We start from the raw sequence: 26,912 nt of genomic DNA, 5'->3' as shown, positions 1-26,912 counted from the left end.
CTTCCCGGCCGCACCGTGGCACGATGGCTGCCAACCTGCCGCCGCGACCGCGGACGGGCACCGTGAAGGAGCGACGATGAAAGACACTCCGGGCTGGGCATCGCCCGGATCTGCCCCCTCCGACGGGCAGAACGGACAGGAGCCGACGGCTTCCGGCCCCGCCGAGCCCGCGGACCGGCCCGGTCCCACGGAGCCCGCGGGCGAACCGGGCCGACCCGGCACCGACCCGTCCGGCCCCGGCCCGAAGTGGTCCAAGGAGCAGCCCCCACCGGCCCAGTGGCCGTCCCCCGGCAGCCCTCAGGACACCCCGCCCCAGGCCCCGCCACCACCCCCGCCCGGCCCCGGCTGGGGCGGCCCGCCCCCCGCGGGTCCCGGCTGGGGCGGCCAACCGCCCGCCGGCCCCGGCCCGTACGGCGGCTACGGAGGTCCCGGCGGCCCTGGTGGCTACGGAGGCCCCGGCGGTTACGGCCCCGGCGGACACCCGGGCTGGGGAGGCGGCTGGGGCGGTCCCCCGCCCGCGGCCAAGCCCGGCATCATCCCGCTCCGCCCGCTCGGCGTCGGCGAGATCCTCGACGGCGCCGTGTCGACGATGCGCACGCACTGGCGCACCGTGCTCGGTATCTCGCTGACCGTCGCGGTCTTCACTCAGATCGCCGTGATCCTGCTCCAGGGCCTCGTCCTGGACGACAGCGCCAGCACGGACACCCTCAACGACCCCAGCGCCACCGCCGGCGAACTGTCGCGCGCCCTGGGCGACAGTCTCCTGAACTCCGGCGTCGTCCTGCTGATCACCCTGCTCGGCACGATCGTGGCTACCGCCCTGCTCACGACGGTGACCAGCCGCGCCGTGCTCGGCAAGTCGGTGACCACCGCGGAAGCCTGGCGCGACGCCCGGCCGCAGCTGCCCAAGCTCTTCGGGCTGACCTTCCTGCTCCCGCTCATCGCCATCACGGTCGGCGCCCTGGGCACACTGCCCGGCATCCTCGTCGGCCTCGCCGGCGGAGGTGACGGCGCCATCGCACTCGCCGTCTTCGGCGGCCTGGCCGCTGCCGTCGTCGCGCTCTGGCTGATGATCCGCTTCTCGCTGGCCTCGCCCGCCCTGATGCTGGAGAAGCAGAGCGTCTTCAAGTCGATGAGCCGCTCGGCGAAGCTCGTCCGCGGCTCCTGGTGGCGGGTCTTCGGCATCCAGCTGCTCGCCACGATCATCGCGAACATCGTGGCGTCGATCATCGTGATCCCCTTCGCCTTCCTCGCCTCCGCACTCAGCGGCGAGGGCGTCACCGGCTTCCTCAACACCGGTACGGGCGACCTCGGCTGGACGTTCCTCGTCATCAGCGGGATCGGCTCGGTGATCGGCTCCATGCTCACGTTCCCGATCACCGCCGGCGTCTCCGTGCTCCTCTACATCGACCAGCGCATCCGCCGCGAGGCCCTCGACCTCGACCTGGCCCGCGCGGCCGGTGTCCAGGAATACGGCTCCGGCACGCCGGGGAGCTGACGGAGTGGGTTTGGCGGGGGGAGTTCTCACAGCGGTACTGGCGCTGCCACGCGCCAACGAGACGGCAGTACGCGCGCTGTCGCGCAGCGAAGGCGAACCGCCGGTAACGATCCCGCGCGACCCCGCGCGGGAGGCCGCCCGGCGCGAACTGTCCAAGCGGATGTACCACGAGAACGACCCCGGCCTGCTCGAACGTGCCCTGAACGCCTTCTGGGAGTGGGTGGACAAGCTGTTCAGCGCCGCCTCCTCCGCAACACCGGGCGGCGCACTCGGCCTCCTCGTCGTCGCCCTGGTCGCCGTGGCAGTCATCGGCGCCCTCTGGTGGCGCCTTGGCACCCCACGCCGCGGCCCGACGTCAGCGGCCCCGCTCTTCGACGACCGTCCGCGCAGCGCAGCCGAGCACCGCGCGGCGGCCGAGGCACACGCGGCCCAGGGCCACTGGAACCAAGCCGTCCAGGAGCGCATGCGCGCCATCGTGCGTTCCCTGGAGGAGCGCGCCCTGCTCGACCCCCGTCCCGGCCGAACCGCCGACGAGGCCGCCGCCGAAGCTGGCCGCACCCTCCCCGCCCACACGGACCGACTGCGCGCCGCCGCCCGGGACTTCGACGACGTGACGTACGGCGGACGAACGGCCGGCTCGGATACGTACCAACGCCTCTCCCAACTCGACCGCGACCTGGAACGCACCAGGCCGGTCCTCGCGAGCAGCACCCACAGCACGGCCCACAACGCCCGCCAGGGGGCCGCCGAGTGACCACCGAGGCCTCCGCACCCGAGGCGCCCGAGGCCACCCCTCCGTCCACCTCGGCCTCTCCCACCGCCCGCCAGTTGTGGACCCGCACGCGCGGTGTCGTGCTCGCGCTCGTGGTCCTCCTGGCGGCGGCCGTGGCCATCGCCGCGGTCCGCTCGGACGCCCAGGGCGGCAGCCTCGACCCGCGCTCCGCAGACCCCTCCGGCAGCCGCGCCGTCGCAGAACTCCTCGCAGACCGAGGTGTGTCCACGCGCGTGATCACCACCCTGGAAGAGGCCGGAGCCGCCGCCGGCTCCGACACGACCCTGGTGGTCGCACGCCCCGATCTGCTGACCGACCGCCAGCAGGACCGCCTCCACTCGGCGTTCACGAACTCCGGCGGCCGCACCCTCCTCGTCGCCCCCAGCGCCCCCTCCGTCGGCACCCTCGCTCCCGGAGTCGACGCCGACCCCGCGCCCAGCTTCGACTCCACGCTGTCGCCCGGCTGTGCCCTGCCCGCAGCCCGGCGAGCGGGCAACGCACAAACCGGCGGTATCCGCTACACCACGAGCGCACCCGACGCCGACGCCTGCTACCCCAGCGACGGCCTGCCCACCCTGGTGCGCGTCCCGGCAGCCGAGGGCAACGGCGACACCGTCGTGCTCGGTGCTCCCGACATCCTCCAGAACGAACACCTCGACAAGCAGGGCAACGCCTCGCTCGCCCTCCAACTGCTCGGTTCCCGCCCCCACTTGGTCTGGTACCTCCCCTCGCTCTCCGACGACTCGGCCACCGACGCCGGTGACCGCAGCTTCTTCGACCTGATGCCCTCCGGCTGGCTCTGGGGCACGCTGCAGCTCTTCATCGCCGCGCTCCTGGCCGCCCTCTGGCGCGCCCGCCGCCTCGGCCCACTCGTGCCCGAGAGACTCCCCGTCGCGATCCGCGCCTCCGAGACCGTCGAAGGCCGCGCCCGCCTCTACCGCAAGTCCAACGCCCGCGACCGCGCCGCCGCGGCTCTGCGCTCCACCACCCGCACCCGCCTCGCCCCCCTCGTCGGCGTATCCCCCGCCCAGGCGCACGCGCCCGAGGCCCTGCTCCCCGCCCTGTCCGCCCAGCTCCGCCGGGAAGGACAGGCCCTGCACTCACTCCTCTTCGGGCCGCCACCCCGCGACGACGCGGCCCTCATCTCTCTCGCCGACCAACTCGACGCCCTCGAAAGAGAGGTACGCCGTCCATGATGGACCCGACCACTGACAACGCCGGGTACACCGGGGATCCGGGCACCGCCCGCGCCTCCCTGGAAGCCCTGCGCGCCGAGATCGCCAAAGCCGTGGTCGGCCAGGACCCCGCCGTGACCGGCCTCGTCGTCGCCCTCCTCTGCCGCGGACACGTCCTGCTGGAAGGGGTCCCCGGAGTGGCCAAGACCCTGCTCGTCCGCGCCCTGGCATCCGCACTCGAACTCGACACCAAGCGCGTCCAGTTCACCCCGGACCTGATGCCGAGCGACATCACGGGCTCCCTCGTCTACGACGCCCGCACCGCCGAGTTCTCCTTCCAGCCGGGCCCGGTCTTCACGAACCTCCTCCTCGCCGACGAGATCAACCGCACGCCGCCCAAGACCCAGTCCTCGCTCCTCGAAGCGATGGAGGAACGCCAGGTCACGGTCGACGGCACTCCCCGCCCACTCCCCGAGCCGTTCCTGGTCGCCGCGACCCAGAACCCGGTCGAGTACGAAGGCACGTACCCCCTCCCCGAAGCCCAGCTGGACCGTTTCCTCCTGAAGCTGACGATCCCTCTCCCGTCCCGCCAGGACGAGGTCAACGTCCTCACCCGCCACGCGGAGGGCTTCAACCCGCGCGACCTGCGCGCCGCCGGCGTACGCCCCGTCGCCGGCCCCGCAGACCTCGAAGCCGCCCGCGCGGCAGTCGCCAAGACCTCGGTCTCCCCCGATATCACCGGCTACGTAGTGGACATCTGCCGCGCCACCCGCGAATCCCCGTCCCTCACGCTCGGCGTCTCCCCGCGCGGCGCGACGGCACTCCAGTCCACGGCCCGCGCCTGGGCCTGGCTGACCGGCCGCGACTACGTCATCCCCGACGACGTGAAGGCCCTCGCGCTCCCGACCCTGCGCCACCGCATCCAACTCCGCCCGGAAGCAGAGATGGAGGGCGTGACGGCCGACTCGGTCATCAACGCGATCCTCGCCCACGTCCCCGTACCCCGCTGATGGCCCTCACCGGACGCGCCGCCCTCCTGGCGGCCCTCGGCACCCTCCCCGTCGGCATCTGGGAACCCAGCTGGACGGGCATCCTCGCCGTGAACGCCCCGCTGGCCCTCGCCTGCGCCTGCGACTTCGCGCTCGCAGCCCCCGTACGCCGCCTCGGCCTGACCCGCTCCGGCGACACCTCGGCACGCCTCGGCGAAACAGCCGACGTCACCCTCACGGTCACCAACCCGTCCAGCCGCCCCCTGCGCGCCCGCATCCGCGACGCCTGGCCCCCGAGCAGCTGGCAGCCCGGCACGGAGATCGCCGCGTCCCGCCACGAGCTCACGGTCCCCGCAGGCGAACGCCGACGCGTGACGACCCGACTGCGCCCCACCCGCCGCGGCGACCGCCACGCGGACCGCGTCACCATCCGCTCGTACGGCCCTCTCGGCCTCTTCGCCCGCCAGGGCAGCCACAAAGCCCCCTGGACGGTACGCGTCCTGCCCCCCTTCACCAGCCGCAAGCACCTCCCCTCGAAGCTGGCCCGACTGCGCGAACTCGACGGCCGCACCAGCGTCCTGACCCGCGGCGAGGGCACCGAATTCGACAGCCTCCGCGAGTACGTCCCCGGCGACGACACCCGCTCGATCGACTGGCGCGCCACCGCCCGCCAGACCACGGTCGCCGTACGCACCTGGCGCCCCGAACGCGACCGCCACATCCTCCTGATCCTCGACACTGGCCGCACTTCAGCCGGCCGCGTCGGAGACATCCCCCGCCTCGACGCCTCCATGGACGCGGCCCTCCTCCTCGCAGCCCTGGCCTCCCGGGCCGGCGACCGCGTGGACCTCCTCGCATACGACCGCCGCGTACGAGCCCTCGTCCAGGGCCGGTCCGCAGGCGATGTCCTTCCCTCCCTGGTCAACGCCATGGCCCGCCTCGAACCGGAACTCCTCGAAACGGACGCCCGCGGCCTGACCTCCACCGCTCTCCGCACGGCCCCCCGCCGCTCCCTGATCGTGCTCCTCACGACCCTCGACGCGGCCCCCATCGAGGAAGGCCTGCTTCCCGTACTCTCCCGCCTAACCCACCGCCACACAGTCCTCGTAGCTTCGGTGTCCGACCCCCACATAGAGCGCATGGCAGCGGCACGAGGAAACACCGAAGCCGTGTACGAGGCCGCCGCGGCGGCGCAGGCCCAGGCAGAACGTCATCGCACCGCGGAACAACTCACCCGCCACGGAGTGACTGTCGTCGACGCGACCCCGAACGACCTCCCGCCGGCCTTGGCGGATGCATATCTGGCACTCAAGGCAGCGGGACGCCTCTGAATACTGCAGAAATGCAGGGGCGAAAAAAGGAATCCGCCATGAAAAGTACCCCTGAACGCAAGAAAGCCCCCGCACCGAAGTGCGGGGGCTTTCCCATTAAAATTTGTTCGGCGGTGTCCTACTCTCCCACAGGGTCCCCCCTGCAGTACCATCGGCGCTGTAAGGCTTAGCTTCCGGGTTCGGAATGTTACCGGGCGTTTCCCTCACGCTATGACCACCGAAACACTATGAAACTGTGAATACCGCACCACACCGCGTGGCCACACGGGTATGGGGTTGTTCGTGGTTTCAGAACCAACACAGTGGACGCGAGCAACTGAGGACAAGCCCTCGGCCTATTAGTACCGGTCAGCTTCACCCCTTACGAGGCTTCCACATCCGGCCTATCAACCCAGTCGTCTACTGGGAGCCTTAACCAATCTAGTTGGTGGGAATACTCATCTCGAAGCAGGCTTCCCGCTTAGATGCTTTCAGCGGTTATCCCTCCCGAACGTAGCCAACCAGCCATGCCCTTGGCAGGACAACTGGCACACCAGAGGTTCGTCCGTCCCGGTCCTCTCGTACTAGGGACAGCCCTTCTCAATATTCCTACGCGCACAGCGGATAGGGACCGAACTGTCTCACGACGTTCTAAACCCAGCTCGCGTACCGCTTTAATGGGCGAACAGCCCAACCCTTGGGACCGACTCCAGCCCCAGGATGCGACGAGCCGACATCGAGGTGCCAAACCATCCCGTCGATATGGACTCTTGGGGAAGATCAGCCTGTTATCCCCGGGGTACCTTTTATCCGTTGAGCGACGGCGCTTCCACAAGCCACCGCCGGATCACTAGTCCCGACTTTCGTCCCTGCTCGACCCGTCGGTCTCACAGTCAAGCTCCCTTGTGCACTTACACTCAACACCTGATTGCCAACCAGGCTGAGGGAACCTTTGGGCGCCTCCGTTACTCTTTAGGAGGCAACCGCCCCAGTTAAACTACCCATCAGACACTGTCCCTGATCCGGATCACGGACCCAGGTTAGACATCCAGCACGACCAGACTGGTATTTCAACGACGACTCCACCATGGCTGGCGCCATGACTTCACAGTCTCCCAGCTATCCTACACAAGCCGAACCGAACACCAATATCAAACTGTAGTAAAGGTCCCGGGGTCTTTCCGTCCTGCTGCGCGAAACGAGCATCTTTACTCGTAGTGCAATTTCACCGGGCCTATGGTTGAGACAGTCGAGAAGTCGTTACGCCATTCGTGCAGGTCGGAACTTACCCGACAAGGAATTTCGCTACCTTAGGATGGTTATAGTTACCACCGCCGTTTACTGGCGCTTAAGTTCTCAGCTTCGCACACCCGAAAGTGCACTAACCGGTCCCCTTAACGTTCCAGCACCGGGCAGGCGTCAGTCCGTATACATCGCCTTACGGCTTCGCACGGACCTGTGTTTTTAGTAAACAGTCGCTTCTCGCTGGTCTCTGCGGCCACCCCCAGCTCACCGTGTAAAACGGATCACCAGTGATGGCCCCCTTCTCCCGAAGTTACGGGGGCATTTTGCCGAGTTCCTTAACCATAGTTCACCCGAACGCCTCGGTATTCTCTACCTGACCACCTGAGTCGGTTTAGGGTACGGGCCGCCATGAAACTCGCTAGAGGCTTTTCTCGACAGCATAGGATCATCCACTTCACCACAATCGGCTCGGCATCAGGTCTCAGACTATTGCCAGGCGGATTTACCTACCTGACGTCCTACACCCTTACCCCGGGACAACCACCGCCCGGGCTGGACTACCTTCCTGCGTCACCCCATCACTCACCTACTACAGGTCTGGTCCGTCGGCTCCACCACTCCCCTTTGCCCGAAGGCTCCAGGGCGGCTTCACGGACTTAGCATCGCCTGGTTCACTGTTTGACGCTTCACAGCGGGTACCGGAATATCAACCGGTTATCCATCGACTACGCCTGTCGGCCTCGCCTTAGGTCCCGACTTACCCTGGGCAGATCAGCTTGACCCAGGAACCCTTAGTCAATCGGCGCACACGTTTCTCACGTGTGTATCGCTACTCATGCCTGCATTCTCACTCGTGAACCGTCCACCACTAGCTTCCGCTGCGGCTTCACCCGGCACACGACGCTCCCCTACCCATCCCAGCGGGCGTTGGCCCTATATGCTGAAATGACACGACTTCGGCGGTACGCTTGAGCCCCGCTACATTGTCGGCGCGGAATCACTAGACCAGTGAGCTATTACGCACTCTTTCAAGGGTGGCTGCTTCTAAGCCAACCTCCTGGTTGTCTCTGCGACTCCACATCCTTTCCCACTTAGCGTACGCTTAGGGGCCTTAGTCGATGCTCTGGGCTGTTTCCCTCTCGACCATGGAGCTTATCCCCCACAGTCTCACTGCCGTGCTCTCACTTACCGGCATTCGGAGTTTGGCTAAGGTCAGTAACCCGGTAGGGCCCATCGCCTATCCAGTGCTCTACCTCCGGCAAGAAACACACGACGCTGCACCTAAATGCATTTCGGGGAGAACCAGCTATCACGGAGTTTGATTGGCCTTTCACCCCTAACCACAGGTCATCCCCCAGGTTTTCAACCCTGGTGGGTTCGGTCCTCCACGACCTCTTACAGCCGCTTCAACCTGCCCATGGCTAGATCACTCCGCTTCGGGTCTTGAGCGCGCTACTGAATCGCCCTGTTCGGACTCGCTTTCGCTACGGCTTCCCCACACGGGTTAACCTCGCAACACACCGCAAACTCGCAGGCTCATTCTTCAAAAGGCACGCAGTCACGACTGTATGTGCAAGCACATACAGCGACGCTCCCACGGCTTGTAGGCACACGGTTTCAGGTACTATTTCACTCCGCTCCCGCGGTACTTTTCACCATTCCCTCACGGTACTATCCGCTATCGGTCACCAGGGAATATTTAGGCTTAGCGGGTGGTCCCGCCAGATTCACACGGGATTTCTCGGGCCCCGTGCTACTTGGGTGTCTCTCAAACGAGCCGTTGATGTTTCGACTACGGGGGTCTTACCCTCTACGCCGGACCTTTCGCATGTCCTTCGCCTACACCAACGGTTTCTGACTCGTCTCACAGCCGGCAGACTGTGAAAGAGAGATCCCACAACCCCGTACACGCAACCCCTGCCGGGTCTCACACGTATACGGTTTGGCCTCATCCGGTTTCGCTCGCCACTACTCCCGGAATCACGGTTGTTTTCTCTTCCTGCGGGTACTGAGATGTTTCACTTCCCCGCGTTCCCTCCACACACCCTATGTGTTCAGATGTGGGTGACAGCCCATGACGACTGCCGGGTTTCCCCATTCGGAAACCCCCGGATCAAAGCCTGGTTGACGGCTCCCCGGGGACTATCGTGGCCTCCCACGTCCTTCATCGGTTCCTGGTACCAAGGCATCCACCGTGCGCCCTTAAAAACTTGGCCACAGATGCTCGCGTCCACTGTGCAGTTCTCAAACAACGACCAACCACCCGTCACAACCCGCCGAAGCAGATTTTCACCGGGGCCGGCACTGAAGATCCAGACATAAAGTCCGTACCCTCAGACACCCAACAGCGTGCCCGGCACCCTCGCCACTCGTGATCAGCTTTCCACGCCCCGAAGGACAGTACTTGCAGCCCGAGATGACTGAGAGTGCCGAATAATCAACGTTCCACCCTTGAGCAACCAGCACCGGACGTACGCCGATGTACTGGCCTCTGGACCATCGGCAAGCCGACAGCCAAGAAGTGCTCCTTAGAAAGGAGGTGATCCAGCCGCACCTTCCGGTACGGCTACCTTGTTACGACTTCGTCCCAATCGCCAGTCCCACCTTCGACAGCTCCCTCCCCACAAGGGGGTTGGGCCACCGGCTTCGGGTGTTACCGACTTTCGTGACGTGACGGGCGGTGTGTACAAGGCCCGGGAACGTATTCACCGCAGCAATGCTGATCTGCGATTACTAGCAACTCCGACTTCATGGGGTCGAGTTGCAGACCCCAATCCGAACTGAGACAGGCTTTTTGAGATTCGCTCCGCCTTGCGACATCGCAGCTCATTGTACCTGCCATTGTAGCACGTGTGCAGCCCAAGACATAAGGGGCATGATGACTTGACGTCGTCCCCACCTTCCTCCGAGTTGACCCCGGCAGTCTCCTGTGAGTCCCCACCATCCCCGAAGGGACGTGCTGGCAACACAGAACAAGGGTTGCGCTCGTTGCGGGACTTAACCCAACATCTCACGACACGAGCTGACGACAGCCATGCACCACCTGTCACCCGACCACAAGGGGGGCACCATCTCTGATGCTTTCCGGGCGATGTCAAGCCTTGGTAAGGTTCTTCGCGTTGCGTCGAATTAAGCCACATGCTCCGCTGCTTGTGCGGGCCCCCGTCAATTCCTTTGAGTTTTAGCCTTGCGGCCGTACTCCCCAGGCGGGGAACTTAATGCGTTAGCTGCGGCACCGACGACGTGGAATGTCGCCAACACCTAGTTCCCACCGTTTACGGCGTGGACTACCAGGGTATCTAATCCTGTTCGCTCCCCACGCTTTCGCTCCTCAGCGTCAGTAATGGCCCAGAGATCCGCCTTCGCCACCGGTGTTCCTCCTGATATCTGCGCATTTCACCGCTACACCAGGAATTCCGATCTCCCCTACCACACTCTAGTCTGCCCGTATCGAATGCAGACCCGGGGTTAAGCCCCGGGCTTTCACATCCGACGTGACAGACCGCCTACGAGCTCTTTACGCCCAATAATTCCGGACAACGCTTGCGCCCTACGTATTACCGCGGCTGCTGGCACGTAGTTAGCCGGCGCTTCTTCTGCAGGTACCGTCACTTTCGCTTCTTCCCTGCTGAAAGAGGTTTACAACCCGAAGGCCGTCATCCCTCACGCGGCGTCGCTGCATCAGGCTTTCGCCCATTGTGCAATATTCCCCACTGCTGCCTCCCGTAGGAGTCTGGGCCGTGTCTCAGTCCCAGTGTGGCCGGTCGCCCTCTCAGGCCGGCTACCCGTCGTCGCCTTGGTGAGCTTCTACCTCACCAACAAGCTGATAGGCCGCGGGCTCATCCTTCACCGCCGGAGCTTTCAACCCCCACCCATGCGAGTGGAAGTGTTATCCGGTATTAGACCCCGTTTCCAGGGCTTGTCCCAGAGTGAAGGGCAGATTGCCCACGTGTTACTCACCCGTTCGCCACTAATCCACCCCGAAGGGCTTCATCGTTCGACTTGCATGTGTTAAGCACGCCGCCAGCGTTCGTCCTGAGCCAGGATCAAACTCTCCGTGAATGTATTCCCGTAATCGGGATGACACCACGAGAGCGGAACAGTCGGGCGGAATAAGCCCGACTGTTCACAGCGTCCTCGCTGTGCGCCTACCGGAACAATGCCCGGCAGGACTTTTTCAAAGGAACCTCGTCCCGGCCGTGATGGCCGGAGACGGGGTATCAACATATCTGGCGTTGATTTTTGGCACGCTGTTGAGTTCTCAAGGAACGGACGCTTCCTTCGTACTCACCCTCTCGGGCTTTCCTCCGGGCTTCCCTTCGGTGTTTCCAACCCTACCAGATCCGATTTCCGATCCGTTTCCGGTCGGAATTCATTTCCGGTGGCCAGTTGGGGGGCCTTTGCCTATTCGATTGCCTGGTGGCTTTCTTTCGGCGAGTCCGACTTTATCAGAAGTTTTTGACCGGACTGACCGGCCACTCGCGCCTGATTTATCGGGAAGTGCTTCTCTGGAACCGAATTCCAGGAAGCTGACAGATGTTAAACCGCTGCCACCGAACTTGTCCAGTTCTAGGCAACTGTTCGAATCTACCTCCCCACACGTCCCGTGTCAACGGTTTTTGTGGGGCGAAGAGGAGAGTAGCAGCTCAGCCGGTGTGCCCGCACATCAGGCGGCGGTCGGTACGGAGGCGCTGCGTTCGGTTTCCTCGACGTCGCCCGTCTCGCCGGCCCGCGCCGCGCGACCGCCCAGGATGTAGACGTATGCGAGGAAGAGCAGCTCGGCGGCTATGCCGATGCTGATGCGGGCCCAGGTCGGGAGGCCGGACGGGGTGACGAAGCCTTCGATGGCGCCCGAGACGAAGAGGACCAGGGCCAGGCCTATCGCCATGCCCAGGGCGGCTCGGCCCTCCTCGGCGAGGGCGGAGCGGCGACTGCGAGGGCCGGGGTCGATGACGGTCCACCCGAGGCGTAGGCCCGTACCGGCCGCTACGAAGACGGCGGTCAGTTCCAGGAGGCCGTGCGGGAGGATCAGGCCGAGGAAGGTGTCGAGGCGGCCCGCCGAGGACATCAGGCCGATGCCCACGCCCACGTTGAGCATGTTCTGGAAGAGGATCCAGACGACCGGCAGGCAGAGGAAGGCGCCGAGTACCAGGCACATCGCGGCGGCCTGGGCGTTGTTCGTCCACACCTGGGCCGCGAAGGACGTCGCCGGATGGCTTGAGTAGTAGGTCTCGTACTCGCCGCCGGGGCGCGTGAGTTCCCGCAGTTCGCTCGGGGCCGCGATCGAGGACTGGACCTCCGGGTGGGTGCCGATCCACCACCCCAGGACGATGGCGACGGCCGTGGAGAGCAGCGCGGTGGGCACCCACCAGTGGCGTGAGCGGTAGACCGCGGCGGGGAAACCATGCGTGAGGAAGCGGGTGACATCCCGCCAGGAGGCCCGGCGGGTGCCTGTTACGGCACTACGCGCGCGTGCCACCAGTTGGCTGAGGCGGCCGGTCAGCTGGGGGTCCGGGGCGCTCGACTGGATCAGGGAGAGGTGGGTCGCCGTCCGCTGGTAGAGGGCGACGAGTTCGTCGGCCTCCGCGCCGGTGAGGCGCCTTTGGCGTCCGAGGAGTGCGTCGAGCCGGTCCCATTCGGCTCGGTGGGCGGACACGAAGACGTCGAGGTCCATTGGGTTGGCTGCTCCTCGGCTGCTCGTCGTGTGGTCAGCTTGTCGCACTGCGGCGCGATGTGCCCTCAGCTTGGCAGACTGGCTGTCCTCGGGGCAGTTCGGGGAAGGACGGCGGGCGTGAGTGAGCTTGTGACGGGCGAGGCGGTGGCGCTGGAGCTGCGCCCCGCGAAGCTGCCGAGCCGGGTGCTGGCCGTGGTGCTCGACCTGGCGGTGGCGGTGGCCGCCTATGTCGCGGTGACCATTGCCCTGGTGGCGTCCACGGCCGCTCTCGACGAGGCGGCGCAGATGGCGGTGTCGATCGCCGCGTTCATTCTGCTGCTGGTGGGCGGGCCGATCGCCGTGGAGACGCTCAGTCATGGGCGGTCGCTGGGAAAGCTGGCGTGCGGGCTGCGGGTGGTGCGGGACGACGGCGGACCCATCCGGTTCCGGCATGCGCTGGTGCGTGGGGCGGTCGGCGTGGTCGAGATCCTGATGACGTTCGGGGTCGTGGCGTGCATCGCCTCGCTGGTGTCCGCACGGGGGCGGCGGCTCGGTGATGTGTTCGCGGGGACCCTGGTCGTACGGGAACGGATTCCCGCCGGGCGTACGTCCTTCGTGCCTCCGCCGCCGCCTTGGCTGGCGGGACGGTTCTCCGGCCTTGATCTGTCCGGGGTTCCGGATGCGCTGTGGCTGGCTGTCCGGCAGTACCTGACACGGATGCAGCAGCTCGATCCGCAGGTCGGCTGGGCGATGGCGGAGCGGCTCGCGGCCGATGTCGCTGAGCGCACCGGGGCTCCGGCGCCGCAGGGGGTGCCGCCGGCGGCGTATCTGGCGGCCGTGATGCAGGAGCGGCAGGCTCGGGAGGCCCGGCGGGCGTTCAGTGGCGGGGCCGCTGCTGGTGGTCCTGCCGCGGGCGGGCAGATGGCAGGCACGCCAGGTACTCCAGGTACGAGCGGGCCCGGGATGCCGTACGGGATGGTGCCTTCGCCGGAATCGGCCTACCCGTCCTACTCGTCTCCACCGGCTTCGCCGCCCTCCGCCTACTCACCTCCGACACAGGCACAGGCACAGGCACAGACAGCGACGCCGACTCCGACTCCGGCTCCGCAGGACGTCGGCGCCGAGCGTCCTGCCACCGGCTTCGCGCCGCCCGCGTAGCTCCGGCGCCGCCTCGGCGCCTTTGTCAGGCGAACACCGACGGTGGAGATTCCAGGTCCTCCAGTTCGATGCCGGGCGCGGAGAGGATCACGTCGCCCGAGAGGTGCACGGCGTGCTGCTCACCGGTGTCCAGGGCTGTGACCTGGTATTCCTCCACGGTCAGAGGGCCGTTGTCAGTGGCGTGTGTTTCTCTCGTGATCAGGGCCCAGGACTGGTCGAGGGTGCGCGGGGCGAGGACCGGGTCCGTGAAGGCGACGAGGCGTACACGCGTGGCGGTGGCATCGGGGGTGAGGCGCAGCAGGCGTGCGGTGGCGATGAGGAACGCGGGGGATGTGCCGGTGAAGGCGTGGGCGCGGACATTGCCTTCGGTGGCGTGAGCTCCCGTGGGGTCGGTGCGGACCCAGGTGACGCCGTCGAGGGCGGCACCGCGGACCTGCCAGCCCGAAGCGTGCAGTTCGAGGCGGATGGGGCGGCCGAGGTCGTCGAGTGCGAGGTCGACGGAACCGGCCGGGTCGCCGGAGGGAGAGGTCAGTTGGGAGACGTAGCGCCAGCCGGAGGGGCCGGGCGCGCAGTGGAAGTGTTCTTCGGCGAGGGGGGTGTGGTCGTGCGGGTCATGGAGCGAATATCGGCCGCGGGGCATGGTGGCTCGGGTCCTCGTAGGGGGCAGGCCCCCGCCGGTGACGACGGGGGCCTGCTGACAACCGTTGGCTGAGCGCCGGGTTCGGCTGCTCAGTAGCGGTAGTGGTCCGACTTGTACGGGCCCTCGACCTCGACACCGATGTACGAGGCCTGCTCGGGGCGGAGCGTCGTGAGCTTCACGCCGAGCGCGTCGAGGTGGAGGCGGGCGACCTTCTCGTCGAGGTGCTTGGGCAGCACGTAGACGTCGGTCGGGTACTCCTCGGGCTTGGTGAACAGCTCGATCTGGGCCAGGGTCTGGTCCGCGAACGAGTTGGACATCACGAACGACGGGTGGCCGGTCGCGTTGCCCAGGTTCAGCAGGCGGCCCTCGGAGAGGACGATGAGCACCTTGCCGTCGGGGAACTTCCAGGTGTGGACCTGCGGCTTGACCTCGTCCTTGACGATGCCCGGGATCTGCGCGAGGCCGGCCATGTCGATCTCGTTGTCGAAGTGGCCGATGTTGCCCACGATCGCCTGGTGCTTCATCTTGGCCATGTCCGAGGCCATGATGATGTCCTTGTTGCCGGTCGTGGTGATGAAGATGTCGGCCTTGTCGACGACCTCGTCGAGCGTCGTGACCTGGTAGCCGTCCATCGCCGCCTGCAGTGCGCAGATCGGGTCGATCTCGGTGACGATCACGCGGGCGCCCTGACCGCGCAGGGACTCCGCGCAGCCCTTGCCCACGTCGCCGTAGCCGAGGACGACCGCGGTCTTGCCGCCGATGAGGACGTCGGTGGCGCGGTTGATGCCGTCGATCAGGGAGTGGCGGCATCCGTACTTGTTGTCGAACTTCGACTTGGTGACGGCGTCGTTCACGTTGATCGCCGGGAACAGGAGGGTGCCGTCGCGGTGCATCTCGTACAGGCGGTGGACGCCGGTGGTGGTCTCCTCGGTCACGCCGCGGATCTCCGAGGCGACCTGGGTCCACTTCTGCGAGCCGTTCGAGATCGTCCGGGTCAGGAGCCCCAGGACGACGCGGTGCTCGTCGGACTCCGCGGTGTCGAGGGACGGGACCTTGCCGGCCTTCTCGTACTCGACGCCCTTGTGGACGAGCATGGTGGCGTCACCGCCGTCGTCCAGGATCATGTTCGGGCCGCCGGTGGGGGTGTTCGGCCAGGTCAGCGCCTGCTCCGTGCACCACCAGTACTCCTCGAGCGTCTCGCCCTTCCAGGCGAAGACCGGGATGCCCTGGGGGTTGTCGGGCGTGCCGTTCGGGCCAACGGCGATGGCGGCGGCCGCGTGGTCCTGGGTGGAGAAGATGTTGCAGGACACCCAGCGGACCTCGGCGCCCAGGGCGACCAGGGTCTCGATCAGGACGGCGGTCTGCACGGTCATGTGCAGCGAGCCCATGATGCGGGCGCCGGCCAGCGGCTGGGATGCGGCGAACTCCTTGCGGATCGACATCAGGCCGGGCATCTCGTGCTCGGCGAGGGTGATCTCCTTGCGACCGAAGTCGGCCAGGGAAAGGTCGGCGACCTTGAAGTCCTGTCGGTTGTCGACAGTGGTCATTCGAGCTGCTCCTCGGGTTGGGCGAGGTCGGTTGGGCTGGTCTGCGCGGCGGCGGGGCAGGACGTGCGTCCACGGGGCACACGAATGCCCGGTGCCTTGCGCAGCGCAGTCCGTCGGAGGCCCTCTCTCCCTCGGTCGGCCCGTACGGGGCCGCCCGACCGCCATCAGCAGCGACGTCTGGCTCGGTTACGAATCTACACCGATCGGCTCAGCGGGCCCCAGTCCGCCTCCGGACAGAAAGAAAGCGGACTCTGAGCGTCCGCAAGGCCGGGATCAGGGACCAACAAGCCCGGACAATCCGGGACTTTTGAACTTTTGGTCCTGTGCAGGGGTCTGTTGCAGGATGCCGGGGATCGGGACCATGTGCACCAGCTCGCGGATCGCGATCCCCCACAACAAAGGCGTTAGGAGATCGACGTGACCAGTCCGGCCGGCCTTCCCCCCACGGGCGGCGGCGGTGGCGAGCGGCAGCGGTTGAGGCTGCTCGCGGTGACCGCCTGCCCGACCGGCATTGCCCACACCTACATGGCGGCCGAGAAGCTCTCGCAGGCGGCGGAGCAGCTCGGCGTCGACATCAAGGTGGAGACCCAGGGCTCGATCGGGGCCGAAAACGTACTCACTGACAACGATGTCAGAACCGCGGACGGCATCATCATCGCCGCGGACAAGGATGTGGACCTGAGCCGGTTCGCCGGGAAGCGGGTGGTGACGGTCGGCGTCGCCGAGGGAATCCACCACCCCGAGCGGCTGATCGAGCAGGTGCGGACCGCGCCCGTGCACGGAGGGGGTGGGGGCGGGACCAGTACGTCCTCACCCGCCAACAGCGGCGGTGGGGGCGGCGGCAAGGAGCGGAGCATCGGGTACAAGGCGCTGATGAACGGCGTCAGCTACATGATCCCGTTCGTCGTGGTCGGCGGGCTGCTGATCGCGATCTCGCTGTCGCTCGGCGGGCACACCGATCCGTCCGGTGGCCTGGTCATCCCGAAGGACTCCTTCTGGATGGACGTCAACAACATCGGCGTCATCGGGTTCCAGCTGATGGTGCCGATCCTGTCCGGCTATATCGCGTACGCGATCGGGGACCGGCCGGCGCTGGTGCCGGGCATGGTCGGCGGGTGGATCGCCAACACCGGCTCGCTGTACGACTCCGAGGCGGGCGCGGGCTTCATCGGGGCGATCGTGACCGGGTTCCTCGCCGGCTATCTGGTGCTGTGGATCAAGAAGGTCGAGGTTCCGAAGTTCGTCCGGCCGATCATGCCGATCATCGTGATCCCGATCGTGGCGACGACGGCGCTCGGGCTGTTCTTCATCTACGTGATCGGCGAGCCCATCTCCTGGGTCTTCGAGCATCTGACGGACTGGCTCGGCGGGATGACCGGGACCAGTGCGGTGCTGCTCGGCGCGATCCTGGGGCTGATGATCGCGTTCGACATGGGCGGGCCGGTCAACAAGACGGCGTTCCTGTTCGGTGCGGGGCTCATCGCGACCGGCAACCAGGAGGTCATGGGCATGTGTGCCGCCGCGATCCCGGTGATGCCGCTCGGGCAGGGCCTCGCCACGCTGATCCGGAAGCGGCTCTACACCGAGCAGGAGCGCGAGACGGGGCTTGCCTCGCTGTTCATGGGGTTGTTCGGGATATCCGAGGGCGCCATTCCGTTCGCCGCCGCGCGGCCGGCGCAGGTCATCCCCGCCAACATGCTGGGCGGCGCGGTGGCCGGTGCGATCGCGGGTCTCGCCGGGGTCGAGGACGCGGTGCCGCACGGCGGGCCGATCGTGGCGGTGCTGGGCGCCGTCAGCGGCGTACCGATGTTCTTCGTGGCCGTGGTGATCGGGACCGTGGTGACGGCCCTGACGACGGTCGCGCTCGTCGATGTCAGTGAGCGCAGGCGGAAGGGCCAGTCGCTCGTCGACGGGCTCGCGCCGCAGCCCGAACTCGCCCTCGCGGGAGCCGGCGTGGGCGTCGGCGGCGATGGCCTCGGCGCCGGCGGTGGGACGGCCACCGTGCACGCTCCCGCCCAGCGCACGGAATCGGTTCCGGCACCCGCCGGCTCCGCTGCCGTCGGCACCGACGGCAGTACGGGCGCCGGCGACGAAAGTGGCAGCAGCAGTTCGAAACCGCCTGCCGACACGTCCGGTGACGCATCTGGTGACGCATCCGGTGCCTCGAACGACGAAGTCCTCTCCGGTTATCTCACCGCCCAGACCGTCAAGGTTCGGCTCGATTCCGGTGACAAGGAGTCCGCGATCCGGGAGATGGCCGGGCTGCTGGCCGCCACCGGGAAGGTCACGGACGTCGAGGAGTTGGTGGCGGCGGCGCTGCGGCGCGAGGAGCAGGGCACGACGGGGCTCGGCGAAGAGATCGCCATCCCGCATGCCAAGACCGATGCCGTGACGGCGCCTGTGGTCGGGTTCGCGCGGTCGGCGGAGGGTGTCGAGTGGGGTTCGCTCGACGGTACGAAGGCGAAGCTGGTCTTCATGATCTCCGTGCCCGAGGCCGCCGCCGGGGACGAGCATCTGCGGATCCTGGCGCTGCTGTCCCGGAAGTTGATGGACACCGGGTTCCGGGAGCGGCTGATGACCGCCTCCGACGAGGCGGCGGTTCTCGACGTGCTGCGCGAGATCCGGTAGCCGCGCGCATCCCGTCCGGGGCCTCGCTCCTCTCGGAGGCGCGAGGCCCCGCCCGTTCACCGGGACGCCCTTCTCTCCGCACGGACGGAAGTGCCGCAAGGGAACGCAAGGGGAGGGGACGGGGATGCGCAAGAGACAGTGCTCGGGCCCGTGCGCGCGTAGGCGGAGTGTGCCGGTAGGTGGCTTGTACTGCGAAGGGCCCGCCGAATCGCTCGGCGGGCCCGGTCTCGTACGAGGAAGAGGGCGTACGAGGAAGAGGGCGCCCCCCTTCCTCGTACGGGAAGTCAGTGCCCGGCGGTGGGTACCGGGCCGCCCGGGGCGGCCTCGGGGTCCGGGCCCTTCGAGGCCTCGGTCTCGCTGTAGATGTCGGGTTCGAGGTAGATGACGCGGGCGATCGGGACGGCCTCGCGGATGCGGGACTCGGCGGCGTCGATGGCGGCGGCGACCTCGGTGGCCGTCTCGTCGTGCCGGACGGCGATCTTGGCGGCGACCAGCAGTTCCTCGGGGCCGAGGTGGAGCGTACGCATGTGGATGATGGCGGGGACCGTGGTGCCGTCGACGAGCGCGGCCTCGATCTTCCTGACGTCCTCGACGCCGGCGGCCTCGCCCAGGAGCAGCGACTTGGTCTCGGCGGCCAGGACGATCGCGATGACGATCAGCAGGATGCCGATGCAGAGGGTGCCGATGCCGTCCCAGACGCCGTCGCCCGTGCCCAGGGCCAGGCCCACGCCGATGAGCGCGAGAACCAGACCGACGAGCGCGCCCAGGTCCTCAAGGAGCACCACCGGGAGCTCGGGCGCCTTGGCGTGGCGCACGAACTCCTTCCAGGACTGCTTGCCGCGCACCGTGTTGGACTCCTTGATGGCCGTCCGGAAGGAGAAGGTCTCGGCGATGATCGCGAAGACGAGGACGCCCACCGGCCAGTACCAGTGGGTGATTTCGTGCGGGTGCTTGATCTTCTCGTAGCCCTCGTAGATCGCGAACATGCCGCCGACCGAGAAGAGGACGATCGAGACGAGGAAGGCGTAGATGTACCGCTCGCGGCCGTAGCCGAAGGGGTGCTGCGGGGTCGCCTCGCGCTGGGCCTTCTTGCCGCCGAGGAGCAGCAGGCCCTGGTTGCCCGAGTCGGCGAGCGAGTGCACGGATTCGGCGAGCATCGACGACGAACCGCTGAAGAGGAACGCCACGAACTTCGCTACCGCGATCGCGAGGTTCGCGGCGAGTGCCGCCACGATCGCTTTGGTGCCGCCTGACGCGCTCATGTGTTCCCGATGTCCCTTCGTCTGCCATCTCGGCCGGCCGTCTGCCCGCTCGGCTGCCGTCCCGGGCTTTGCCCGCCCTTTGCGGTGGGCCATTGTTGCAGCCCGGGCCGACATCGGTGCGCCGGGTCACCACAGTGACCGTTTCAGGCCATGGGGACGGTCGCCAGGGCTCAGGCCTCGTCGCCGGGGCTCAGGCGATGACGGTGGCCCGGAAGACCGTGCCGTCTCCGGACACTTCCGCTTTTTCGCCCGCCGGTACGAAGACGGACCGGCCGGGGCCGAGCGCGTGCTCGCCCGCCTGTACGGAACCCGCGGTGCACAGCAGGATCTGCGGTGTGCCGAGGGTGAGGTCGTGGACCGGGGCGCCCGCCACGAGGACGTAACGGGAGAGGCGGAACTCGTCGATGGGGGTCTCGTAGACCTCCTCGCCGTCGGGGGACGCCTCGGGGCGCAGTACGCCCGGGTCGCTCGCCTCGAAGCGGACGATACGCAGGAGTTCGGGGACGTCGACGTGCTTGGGGGTGAGGCCGCAGCGCAGGACGTTGTCGGAGTTGGCCATGATCTCGACGCCGAGGCCGTTCAGATACGCGTGCGGCACGCCCGCGCCGAGGAACAGTGCCTCGCCGGGCTGCAGTCGGACGTGGTTGAGCAGCATGGCGGCGATGACGCCCGGGTCGCCCGGGTAGTGGTGGGCGAGATCGGCGTACGGGGCGTGGGCGCCGCCGAGCCGGGCGCAGGCCGCGGCGGCCTCGGTGACCGTGGCGGCCGTCTGCTCGCGGTCCGCGGACAGCACGGCCGTCAACACCTCGCGCAGCGCCGCCTCTTCGGGGTGGGCGTGCAGCAGGTCGACGTACGGCTTGAGGGAGTCGACCTCAAGGGCCGCGAGCAGGTCGGCGGCCTCCGCCGGGGCCCGGAATCCGCACAGGCCGTCGAACTCGGTGAGCGCGCAGATCAGTTCGGGCTTGTGGTTGGCGTCCTTGTAGTTGCGGTGCGGGGCGTCGATCGGGACGCCTCGGCGCTCCTCGTCCTCGTACCCCTCCTTGGCCTGGGCGAGGTCGGGGTGCACCTGGAGGGAGAGGGGGGCGCCCGCGGCGAGGAGCTTGAGGAGGAACGGGAGGCGTGGGCCGAACCTGGCGACGGCCGCCGGGCCCAGTTCCTTCTCGGGAGCCTCGTCGATCACCTCGGTGAGCGGGCCGCGGGGCGTGCGCGAGGGTGCGCCCGGGTGGGCGCCCATCCACATCTCGGCCTGCGGCTCGCCGGTCGGCTCGACGCCCAGGAGGCGCGGGATGGCCGTGGTGGAGCCCCAGGCGTAGGGGCGGATCGTGTTGTCGAGGCGGTCCATGCTCTGTTTTCTTCTCCGTACGTACGCTGCTCAGCGGGCGCTGGTCACCAGGCGTGGCTCAAGGTCAGGCTCCCGAGGCGAGCGCCAGGTAAACGGCGGCGAAATCCGTGATGGCGATCAGCTCGGCGAGGGTCTCCAGGTCGCCGCCGTCCTCCGGTTCGAGTTCGCTGATCGGTGTGTCGTGACTGAGGGCCAGTTCGCGGGCGGCGGGGGCGGCGCTGAGGCCGCCGGTCGGGCGGTCGCGGAGGAGGACCACGCGCGCGTGCATGACCTGCGCGTCCTCGACGCGGTCGCGGAAGAAGTCGTCCGGGTCCGCGCCGGCGGCCAGTGCGCCCGAGAGCAGGACGCTGTGCGCGGAGAGCGCCTCGGGCAGTTCGGCGGCGAGCGCGGGGCGGCCCGCCAGCTCGGCCAGCGCGCCGACGAAACGGCGGCCGGCCGGACCCGCGGACGTGCCCTCGGTCCAGATCACCGGGAGCGCCTCGGCCAGTTCGGCCGCGAGGGTCTTGGCGGGGTTGCTGTACGTCGCGATGGCCGGGCCGCAGCGCTCCGCGATCTGGTCGAGCCGGTCGGCGACCTTCTGCAGGGCCTCGGGCGGTGCGGTGACCAGACCGGTGCGGTCGAGGAGCGCGAGCAGCGGTGTGAGCAGCGCCCACAGCACTCCGGGGGCGGACGCGGCGGAGGGTGCCCCCGGCTCGTACGGGGCGGTCGCCATCTGTACGAAGAGGCCGTGGGCGCCGTCCACCGCGTCGGTCAGCGGGGAGCGGGCCGGGGCCACCGCGGCGACCGTGCAGCCGCGGCGGTAGGCCTGCTCGACCAGGAGCGAGAGGCCGGGCTCACTGCCGTCCGGGGTGGCGATCAGGAGCAGGTCGACGGAGCCCGCCCAGCCGGGCAGCTCCCAGCGGAGTGCTCCCCCGGCCGGGGCCACGCCGGTGGGGGCCAGACGGATGACGGGGCAGCCCGCTCCGGCCAGGGTGCCGAGCAGGTCCGCGGCGCTGATCGCGGCCGCGCCGGGGCCCGCGATCAGGACTGCGCGCGGGCGGCCGTCCGGCTTGAGCTCGGGGATGCCCGCCTCGGCCGCGTGCCGGGCCGCCGTGCGGACTCGGGCGCCCGCTTCGGCGGCGCCGCGGAGCAGGCCGCGGCGGTCCGCCTCCGCGAGGGCCTCGGGGGCGTCGAGCAGCGATTCGTCGAGCATGGGCGGCAGCCTCCGGTCGCCGGTTCTTCCTTGGGGCTCGGCCTTGCGGGTCGCCTTGGCGGCGGGGCTTGTGCACCGGTCGCCTTGGCGGCGGGCCTTATGCGGGGCGGCGGGCCTCGTCCACGAGGAGGACCGGGATGTCGTCCCGGACGGGGTAGGCCAGGCCGCAGTCCTGGCCGGTGCAGATCAGCTCGGTTTCCTGCTCCTTGAGGGGGGCGTGGCACGCCGGGCAGGCGAGGATCTCCAGGAGGCCGGCTTCGAGCGGCATGTCGGGTCCCTTCGGGGGCGGGGTCGTGCGGTGATGTGGCCTGGTCAGGGTACCGCTGCGGGTGGCTGGGCGTCGGGAGAGTCCGCCCCCGCCGCCCTTACCCTTCCCGTCCTTGGGGGCTGCCGCCCCCAGACCCCCGCTGATCGGCCTGAACGGCCTCGTCCTCAAACGCCGGACGGGCTGAAATGTCGGCCCGGGCCGACACGCTTCAGCCTCTGATGATCGCCAATACCTCGTCCCGCACCTTCGCCATCGTCGGCTCGTCCCGCGCCTCCGCGTTCAGGCGCAGCAGCGGCTCTGTGTTGGACGGGCGGACGTTAAACCACCAGTCGGTGGCGGAGACGGTGAGACCGTCGAGTTCGTCGAGGGTGACGTCCTCGCGCCCCTCGTACGTCTTCTTGATCGCGGCGAGGCGGCCGGCCTGGTCGTCGACCGTGGAGTTGATCTCTCCGGAGCCGGCGTAGCGGTCGTACTGGGCGACGAGGGCGGAGAGCGTGCCCTCCTGGCCGCCGAGGGCGGCGAGGACGTGGAGGGCGGCGAGCATGCCCGTGTCCGCGTTCCAGAAGTCCTTGAAGTAGTAGTGCGCGGAGTGCTCGCCGCCGAAGATCGCGCCGGACGTGGCCATCTCGGCCTTGATGAAGGAGTGGCCCACGCGCGTGCGTACCGGCGTGCCGCCGTTCTCCCGGACGACCTCCGGGACCGACCAGGACGTGATCAGGTTGTGGATGACCGTGCCCTTGCCGCCGTGCCTGGCGAGCTCGCGGGCGGCGACCAGGGCCGTGATCGCGGACGGGGAGACGGGCTCGCCGCGCTCGTCGACGACGAAGCAGCGGTCGGCGTCGCCGTCGAAGGCGATGCCGAGGTCGGCGCCCTCCTCGCGGACACGCTTCTGGAGGTCGACGATGTTCGCCGGATCCAGCGGATTCGCCTCGTGGTTGGGGAACGTGCCGTCCAGCTCGAAGTACATCGGCACGAGCGTCAGGGGCAGCCCGGCGAAGACGGTCGGGACCGTGTGTCCGCCCATGCCGTTGCCCGCGTCGACCACGACCTTCAGGGGACGGATGGAGGTCAGGTCGACGAGGCCGCGCAGGTGCGCCGCGTAGTCCTCCAGGGTGTCCCGCCGCGTGATCGTGCCCGGTGTCGCGTCCGACGTCGGGGCTCCGGAGTCGATCCAGGACTCGACCAGTTCGCGGACCTCCGAGAGGCCGGTGTCCTGGCCGACCGGGGCGGCGCCCGGGCGGCACATCTTGATGCCGTTGTACTGCGCCGGGTTGTGCGAGGCCGTGAACATCGCGCCCGCGAGGCCGAACGCCCCCGACGCGTAGTACAGCTGGTCCGTCGAGCACAGCCCGATCTCGGTCACGTCGACGCCGCGCGCCGCCGCACCGCGCGCGAAGGCCCGCGACAGACCGGGGGACGAGGGGCGCATGTCGTGCCCGGTCACGATCGCGTCGGCGCCCGTGACCTGCACGAAGGCCGCGCCGAACAGCTCGGCCAATGTCTCGTCCCACTGGTCCGGGACCACCCCGCGTACGTCGTACGCCTTAACGAGCTGCGACAGATCAGCGGTCACGGCCAACCTTCCTTGAGTCCTCAACGGTGGCCCCAAACTACCCGTACGAACTGACACTCGGCCGTGCGGGACCCGGGAGGGCAGAAACGGACATCGCGCACGGACCTCGCACGGACTTCGCAAGGGCTTACGGAAGCATCCATTCCAGGACGGGCGAGCTCTGTCCGACGACGATCAGGCACATGACCAGCAGGAGTCCGAGGCTCCATGGGAGAACCTTGCGCAGCAGGTCTCCCTCGCGGCCGGCGAGGCCGACCGCCGCACAGGCGATGGTGAGGTTCTGCGGCGAGATCATCTTGCCGAGGACGCCTCCCGAGCTGTTGGCGGCCGCGAGGAGCTCGGGGGAGAGCCCCGACTCGCGGGCCGCGGTCACCTGAAGGGCGCCGAAGAGCGCGTTGGCCGAGGTGTCCGATCCGGTGACCGCCACGCCGAACCAGCCCAGGACCGGTGAGAGGAAGGCGAGTCCCGCGCCGGCCGCCGCCACGAAGTGTCCGATCGTGGCCGCCTGTCCGGACAGGTTCATGACGTAGGCGAGTGCCAGGACCGACGTCACGGTGAGGATCGCGAACCTCAACTCGTGGACGGTGGCGGCCCATTCCCTGAGCGCCACGCGCGCGTGCACCCCCAGAACGACGGCCGTGCACACCCCCGCGAGCAGTACGAGCGTGCCGCCCGTGGACACGATGGGCCAGGTGAAGACGTTGCCGCCGACGGGGTCGCCGTCCGCGTTCGCGACGTTCAGGAACGGCCAGTCGAAGGTGCGGGTCGCCTTCGCCAACTGGTCCTTCACCACCGGGATCTGGGCGATGGAGAAGATCACGACGATCAGCGCGTACGGGGCGTACGCCCGCAGCACCTCGGGGCGCGGGTCCTCCTCGTCCAGGTCCTCGCTGCGCGCTCCCGTCAGGACCGCGGCCCGTACGGGCTCCGCGGCGGGCTTGCGCGCCTGCGGCACCGCCATCAGTGCGCCCGCACCGGCCAGGGCGGCGCCGATGTCGGCGAGTTGGGCGGAGACGTAGTTGGAGGCGGCGAACTGGGCGACGGCGAAGGCGAATCCGCACGCCACAGCCGGGATCCAGGTCTCGCGCAGGCCGCGTCGCCCGTCCACCAGGAAGACGAGCACCAGGGGCACCACCAGGGCGAGCAGCGGAGTCTGACGGCCCACCACGGAGGCGACGGAATCCAGTGGCAGGCCCGTGACTTGAGCGAGTGTCACGACCGGTGTGCCCATCGCGCCGAAGGCGACCGGCGCGGTGTTGGCGACCAGCGCGACCACCGCGGCGCGGACGGGATCGAAGCCGAGCGCGACGAGCATGACCGAGCAGATCGCGACGGGCGCGCCGAAGCCCGCGAGGGCCTCCAGGAGCGCGCCGAAGCAGAACGCGACGACGAGCGCCTGGATGCGCGGGTCGTCGGAGAGTCGCCCGAACGAGCGGCGCAGGATGTCGAAGTGCCGGGTGTGGACGGTCATCCGGTACACCCAGAGGGCGTTGACGACGATCCACAGGATGGGGAAGAGGCCGAACACGGCCCCCTGGGCGGCGCTGGAGAGCGTCTGGCCGACGGGCATGCCGTACGCGAGCCAGGCGACAAGGGCCGCGGCCGCGAGGCCGATGAGGCCCGCCAGATGCGCCTTCATCCGGACGCCGCCGAGCAGGACGAGGACGATGACGAGGGGCAGGGTCGCGACGAGTGCGGACAGGCCGAGCGAGTCGGCCACGGGCTCGAGTTCCTGGATGTACACGGAGCCTCCCCGGATTCCGCGATGCGGAAAGCGATTTCTCACGGGCGGGGGAATGGTCGTGTCCGCGACAAGCGCGCGTCAATGGTCGTGCGTCATCGAGTGAAACGTGCACCGAATGTGCACGAGGTGAAGTCCCGTTCGCGGGAGGGGGGTTCAGGAGTCCGGCGAGCGCAGCACCCGGAGGTGACCGCGGCGGCCGACCTCCATCGGGTCCGCGCCGCGGGCGTTGCCGCCACCCGACTGCGCGGCGCGCTCCTGCGGACGGGCCGCCTCACGCACGGCGTTGGCGAGCGCTTCCAGGTCGTCACCGCTGGGGCGGGAGGGAGCGGAGCCGTCGGCGAGCCGGACGACCTCCCAGCCGCGCGGGGCGGTGAGGCGCTCGGAGTGCTCGGCGCACAGGTCGTAACAGTGGGGTTCGGCGTAGGTGGCGAGCGGGCCGAGGACCGCGGTCGAGTCGGCGTAGACGTACGTCAGCGTCGCGACGGCGGGACGGCCGCAAGCGGTGCGCGAACAGCGACGTACAGGGCTCACGACGTTGGACGGTACCGCACTCTTGAGCGGGCCGCGACGACTCCCCCCGAGGTCACTCCACCGTGTCGTGGTGTGACCCCTGACACAGGTGGTTCCTGGCGCGCCTTGTTGACCTGCGGGTACGGGTGTTGGCGAAATTTCGGACGGGTCCAGGAGCGGCCCCGAGTTGGTGCAAAAGCTGTCAATTGCCGTTATTTCTGTGGTCCTAGAGGCATATGGAAACGAGCCCAACCTTGGCTGGAATGGTCATCAAGTGGCATACGCGGTTGGTGAGTCGCTGCCGGCTGTGGGCGCTGGTCGCGCCCTGCGGCAGGAGTCGTGGGATGTACCCGCACCGCTCCCCTGAGGGGGTGACCGTCGGTGGACACGTGCAGGCGGGAGAAGG

General features: G+C 68.2%; 17 protein-coding genes and 3 rRNA genes. 7 read left to right on the top strand and 13 right to left on the bottom strand.

Annotated elements, in window-relative coordinates:
• Positions 1-76 precede the first annotated feature (76 nt).
• From OG718_RS32975 to OG718_RS32955, 5 genes are read left to right on the top strand one after another with little or no spacing between them, the layout of a single operon-like run.
• The gene (locus tag OG718_RS32975; RefSeq protein ID WP_328845883.1) at positions 77-1,498 is read left to right on the top strand and encodes a glycerophosphoryl diester phosphodiesterase membrane domain-containing protein; all 1,422 of its coding nucleotides are present in this window, start codon (positions 77-79) and stop codon (positions 1,496-1,498) included.
• A 4-nt stretch (positions 1,499-1,502) separates the two neighbouring features.
• Positions 1,503-2,252: a DUF4129 domain-containing protein gene (locus tag OG718_RS32970; protein WP_143632789.1), complete on the top strand. Its 750-nt coding sequence runs from the start codon at positions 1,503-1,505 to the stop codon at positions 2,250-2,252.
• A complete protein-coding gene (locus OG718_RS32965) occupies positions 2,249-3,466 on the top strand; it encodes a DUF4350 domain-containing protein (protein ID WP_328845882.1) in 1,218 nt (405 codons plus the stop codon). Before OG718_RS32970 ends, OG718_RS32965 begins: the two co-directional genes overlap by 4 nt.
• The gene (locus tag OG718_RS32960; RefSeq protein ID WP_328847877.1) at positions 3,466-4,455 is read left to right on the top strand and encodes an AAA family ATPase; all 990 of its coding nucleotides are present in this window, start codon (positions 3,466-3,468) and stop codon (positions 4,453-4,455) included. Before OG718_RS32965 ends, OG718_RS32960 begins: the two co-directional genes overlap by 1 nt.
• Positions 4,455-5,765: a DUF58 domain-containing protein gene (locus OG718_RS32955; RefSeq protein ID WP_328845881.1), complete on the top strand. Its 1,311-nt coding sequence runs from the start codon at positions 4,455-4,457 to the stop codon at positions 5,763-5,765. The genes OG718_RS32960 and OG718_RS32955 overlap by 1 nt, the downstream gene beginning before the upstream one ends.
• 105 nt (positions 5,766-5,870) lie before the next feature.
• Here the strand turns inward: OG718_RS32955 and rrf are convergent.
• The 4 genes from rrf to OG718_RS32935 form a co-directional block, all read right to left on the bottom strand.
• Positions 5,871-5,987 (bottom strand): 5S ribosomal RNA (gene rrf, locus OG718_RS32950).
• A gap of 96 nt (positions 5,988-6,083) precedes the next feature.
• Positions 6,084-9,205 (bottom strand): 23S ribosomal RNA (locus OG718_RS32945).
• A gap of 316 nt (positions 9,206-9,521) precedes the next feature.
• A 16S ribosomal RNA gene (locus tag OG718_RS32940) occupies positions 9,522-11,051 on the bottom strand.
• The 16S, 23S and 5S rRNA genes sit together here, the layout of an rRNA operon.
• Positions 11,052-11,655: 604 nt before the next feature.
• Complete coding sequence (locus tag OG718_RS32935; RefSeq protein ID WP_143642769.1) at positions 11,656-12,663, bottom strand: stage II sporulation protein M; 1,008 nt, start codon at positions 12,661-12,663, stop codon at positions 11,656-11,658.
• 117 nt (positions 12,664-12,780) lie between these two features.
• Between OG718_RS32935 and OG718_RS32930 the strand changes: the two genes are divergently transcribed.
• Entirely contained in the window at positions 12,781-13,800 is a 1,020-nt protein-coding gene (locus OG718_RS32930) for an RDD family protein (protein ID WP_328845880.1), read from the top strand.
• Between the two features lie 25 nt (positions 13,801-13,825).
• Here the strand turns inward: OG718_RS32930 and OG718_RS32925 are convergent, their stop codons facing one another.
• Entirely contained in the window at positions 13,826-14,440 is a 615-nt protein-coding gene (locus OG718_RS32925; RefSeq protein ID WP_328845879.1) for a hypothetical protein, read from the bottom strand.
• Between the two features lie 89 nt (positions 14,441-14,529).
• A complete protein-coding gene (gene ahcY, locus OG718_RS32920; RefSeq protein ID WP_143642772.1) occupies positions 14,530-15,987 on the bottom strand; it encodes an adenosylhomocysteinase in 1,458 nt (485 codons plus the stop codon).
• Positions 15,988-16,404: 417 nt separating this feature from the next.
• Between ahcY and OG718_RS32915 the strand changes: the two genes are divergently transcribed.
• Positions 16,405-18,615 (top strand): fructose-specific PTS transporter subunit EIIC, encoded by a 2,211-nt coding sequence (locus tag OG718_RS32915; protein ID WP_328845878.1) that lies wholly within the window; start codon positions 16,405-16,407, stop codon positions 18,613-18,615.
• Positions 18,616-18,899: 284 nt separating this feature from the next.
• Here the strand turns inward: OG718_RS32915 and OG718_RS32910 are convergent, their stop codons facing one another.
• The 7 genes from OG718_RS32910 to OG718_RS32880 all read right to left on the bottom strand — a co-directional run bounded on the left by OG718_RS32910 (position 18,900) and on the right by OG718_RS32880 (position 26,527).
• Entirely contained in the window at positions 18,900-19,877 is a 978-nt protein-coding gene (locus OG718_RS32910) for a cation diffusion facilitator family transporter (protein WP_328845877.1), read from the bottom strand.
• A 190-nt stretch (positions 19,878-20,067) separates the two neighbouring features.
• A complete protein-coding gene (gene manA / locus OG718_RS32905) occupies positions 20,068-21,219 on the bottom strand; it encodes a mannose-6-phosphate isomerase, class I (protein WP_143642775.1) in 1,152 nt (383 codons plus the stop codon).
• A gap of 64 nt (positions 21,220-21,283) precedes the next feature.
• Positions 21,284-22,411 (bottom strand): SIS domain-containing protein, encoded by a 1,128-nt coding sequence (locus tag OG718_RS32900; RefSeq protein ID WP_143642776.1) that lies wholly within the window; start codon positions 22,409-22,411, stop codon positions 21,284-21,286.
• A gap of 97 nt (positions 22,412-22,508) precedes the next feature.
• A complete protein-coding gene (locus tag OG718_RS32895; protein WP_079053628.1) occupies positions 22,509-22,679 on the bottom strand; it encodes a Trm112 family protein in 171 nt (56 codons plus the stop codon).
• Positions 22,680-22,887: 208 nt separating this feature from the next.
• Entirely contained in the window at positions 22,888-24,252 is a 1,365-nt protein-coding gene (locus OG718_RS32890; RefSeq protein ID WP_328845876.1) for a phosphomannomutase/phosphoglucomutase, read from the bottom strand.
• Positions 24,253-24,379: 127 nt separating this feature from the next.
• Entirely contained in the window at positions 24,380-25,996 is a 1,617-nt protein-coding gene (locus OG718_RS32885; protein WP_306939535.1) for an L-lactate permease, read from the bottom strand.
• A 153-nt stretch (positions 25,997-26,149) separates the two neighbouring features.
• Positions 26,150-26,527 (bottom strand): DUF3499 domain-containing protein, encoded by a 378-nt coding sequence (locus OG718_RS32880; RefSeq protein ID WP_186001428.1) that lies wholly within the window; start codon positions 26,525-26,527, stop codon positions 26,150-26,152.
• Positions 26,528-26,912 lie beyond the last annotated feature (385 nt).

This window comes from Streptomyces sp. NBC_00258 (assembly GCF_036182465.1).
Taxonomy (GTDB): Bacteria; Actinomycetota; Actinomycetes; order Streptomycetales; family Streptomycetaceae; genus Streptomyces.
This window is presented reverse-complemented; position numbering and strand designations above follow the sequence as displayed.

Excerpts from the sequence above, each read along its gene's own strand:
- OG718_RS32975 (WP_328845883.1), top strand. The coding sequence starts at position 77 with ATGAAAGACACTCCGGGCTGGGCATCGCCCGGATCTGCCCCCTCCGAC.
- OG718_RS32925 (WP_328845879.1), bottom strand. The coding sequence starts at position 14,440 with ATGCCCCGCGGCCGATATTCGCTCCATGACCCGCACGACCACACCCCC.
- OG718_RS32900 (WP_143642776.1), bottom strand. The coding sequence starts at position 22,411 with ATGCTCGACGAATCGCTGCTCGACGCCCCCGAGGCCCTCGCGGAGGCG.
- OG718_RS32960 (WP_328847877.1), top strand. The coding sequence starts at position 3,466 with ATGGACCCGACCACTGACAACGCCGGGTACACCGGGGATCCGGGCACC.
- manA (WP_143642775.1), bottom strand. The coding sequence starts at position 21,219 with ATGGACCGCCTCGACAACACGATCCGCCCCTACGCCTGGGGCTCCACC.
- OG718_RS32955 (WP_328845881.1), top strand. The coding sequence starts at position 4,455 with ATGGCCCTCACCGGACGCGCCGCCCTCCTGGCGGCCCTCGGCACCCTC.
- OG718_RS32935 (WP_143642769.1), bottom strand. The coding sequence starts at position 12,663 with ATGGACCTCGACGTCTTCGTGTCCGCCCACCGAGCCGAATGGGACCGG.
- OG718_RS32910 (WP_328845877.1), bottom strand. The coding sequence starts at position 19,877 with ATGAGCGCGTCAGGCGGCACCAAAGCGATCGTGGCGGCACTCGCCGCG.
- OG718_RS32895 (WP_079053628.1), bottom strand. The coding sequence starts at position 22,679 with ATGCCGCTCGAAGCCGGCCTCCTGGAGATCCTCGCCTGCCCGGCGTGC.
- ahcY (WP_143642772.1), bottom strand. The coding sequence starts at position 15,987 with ATGACCACTGTCGACAACCGACAGGACTTCAAGGTCGCCGACCTTTCC.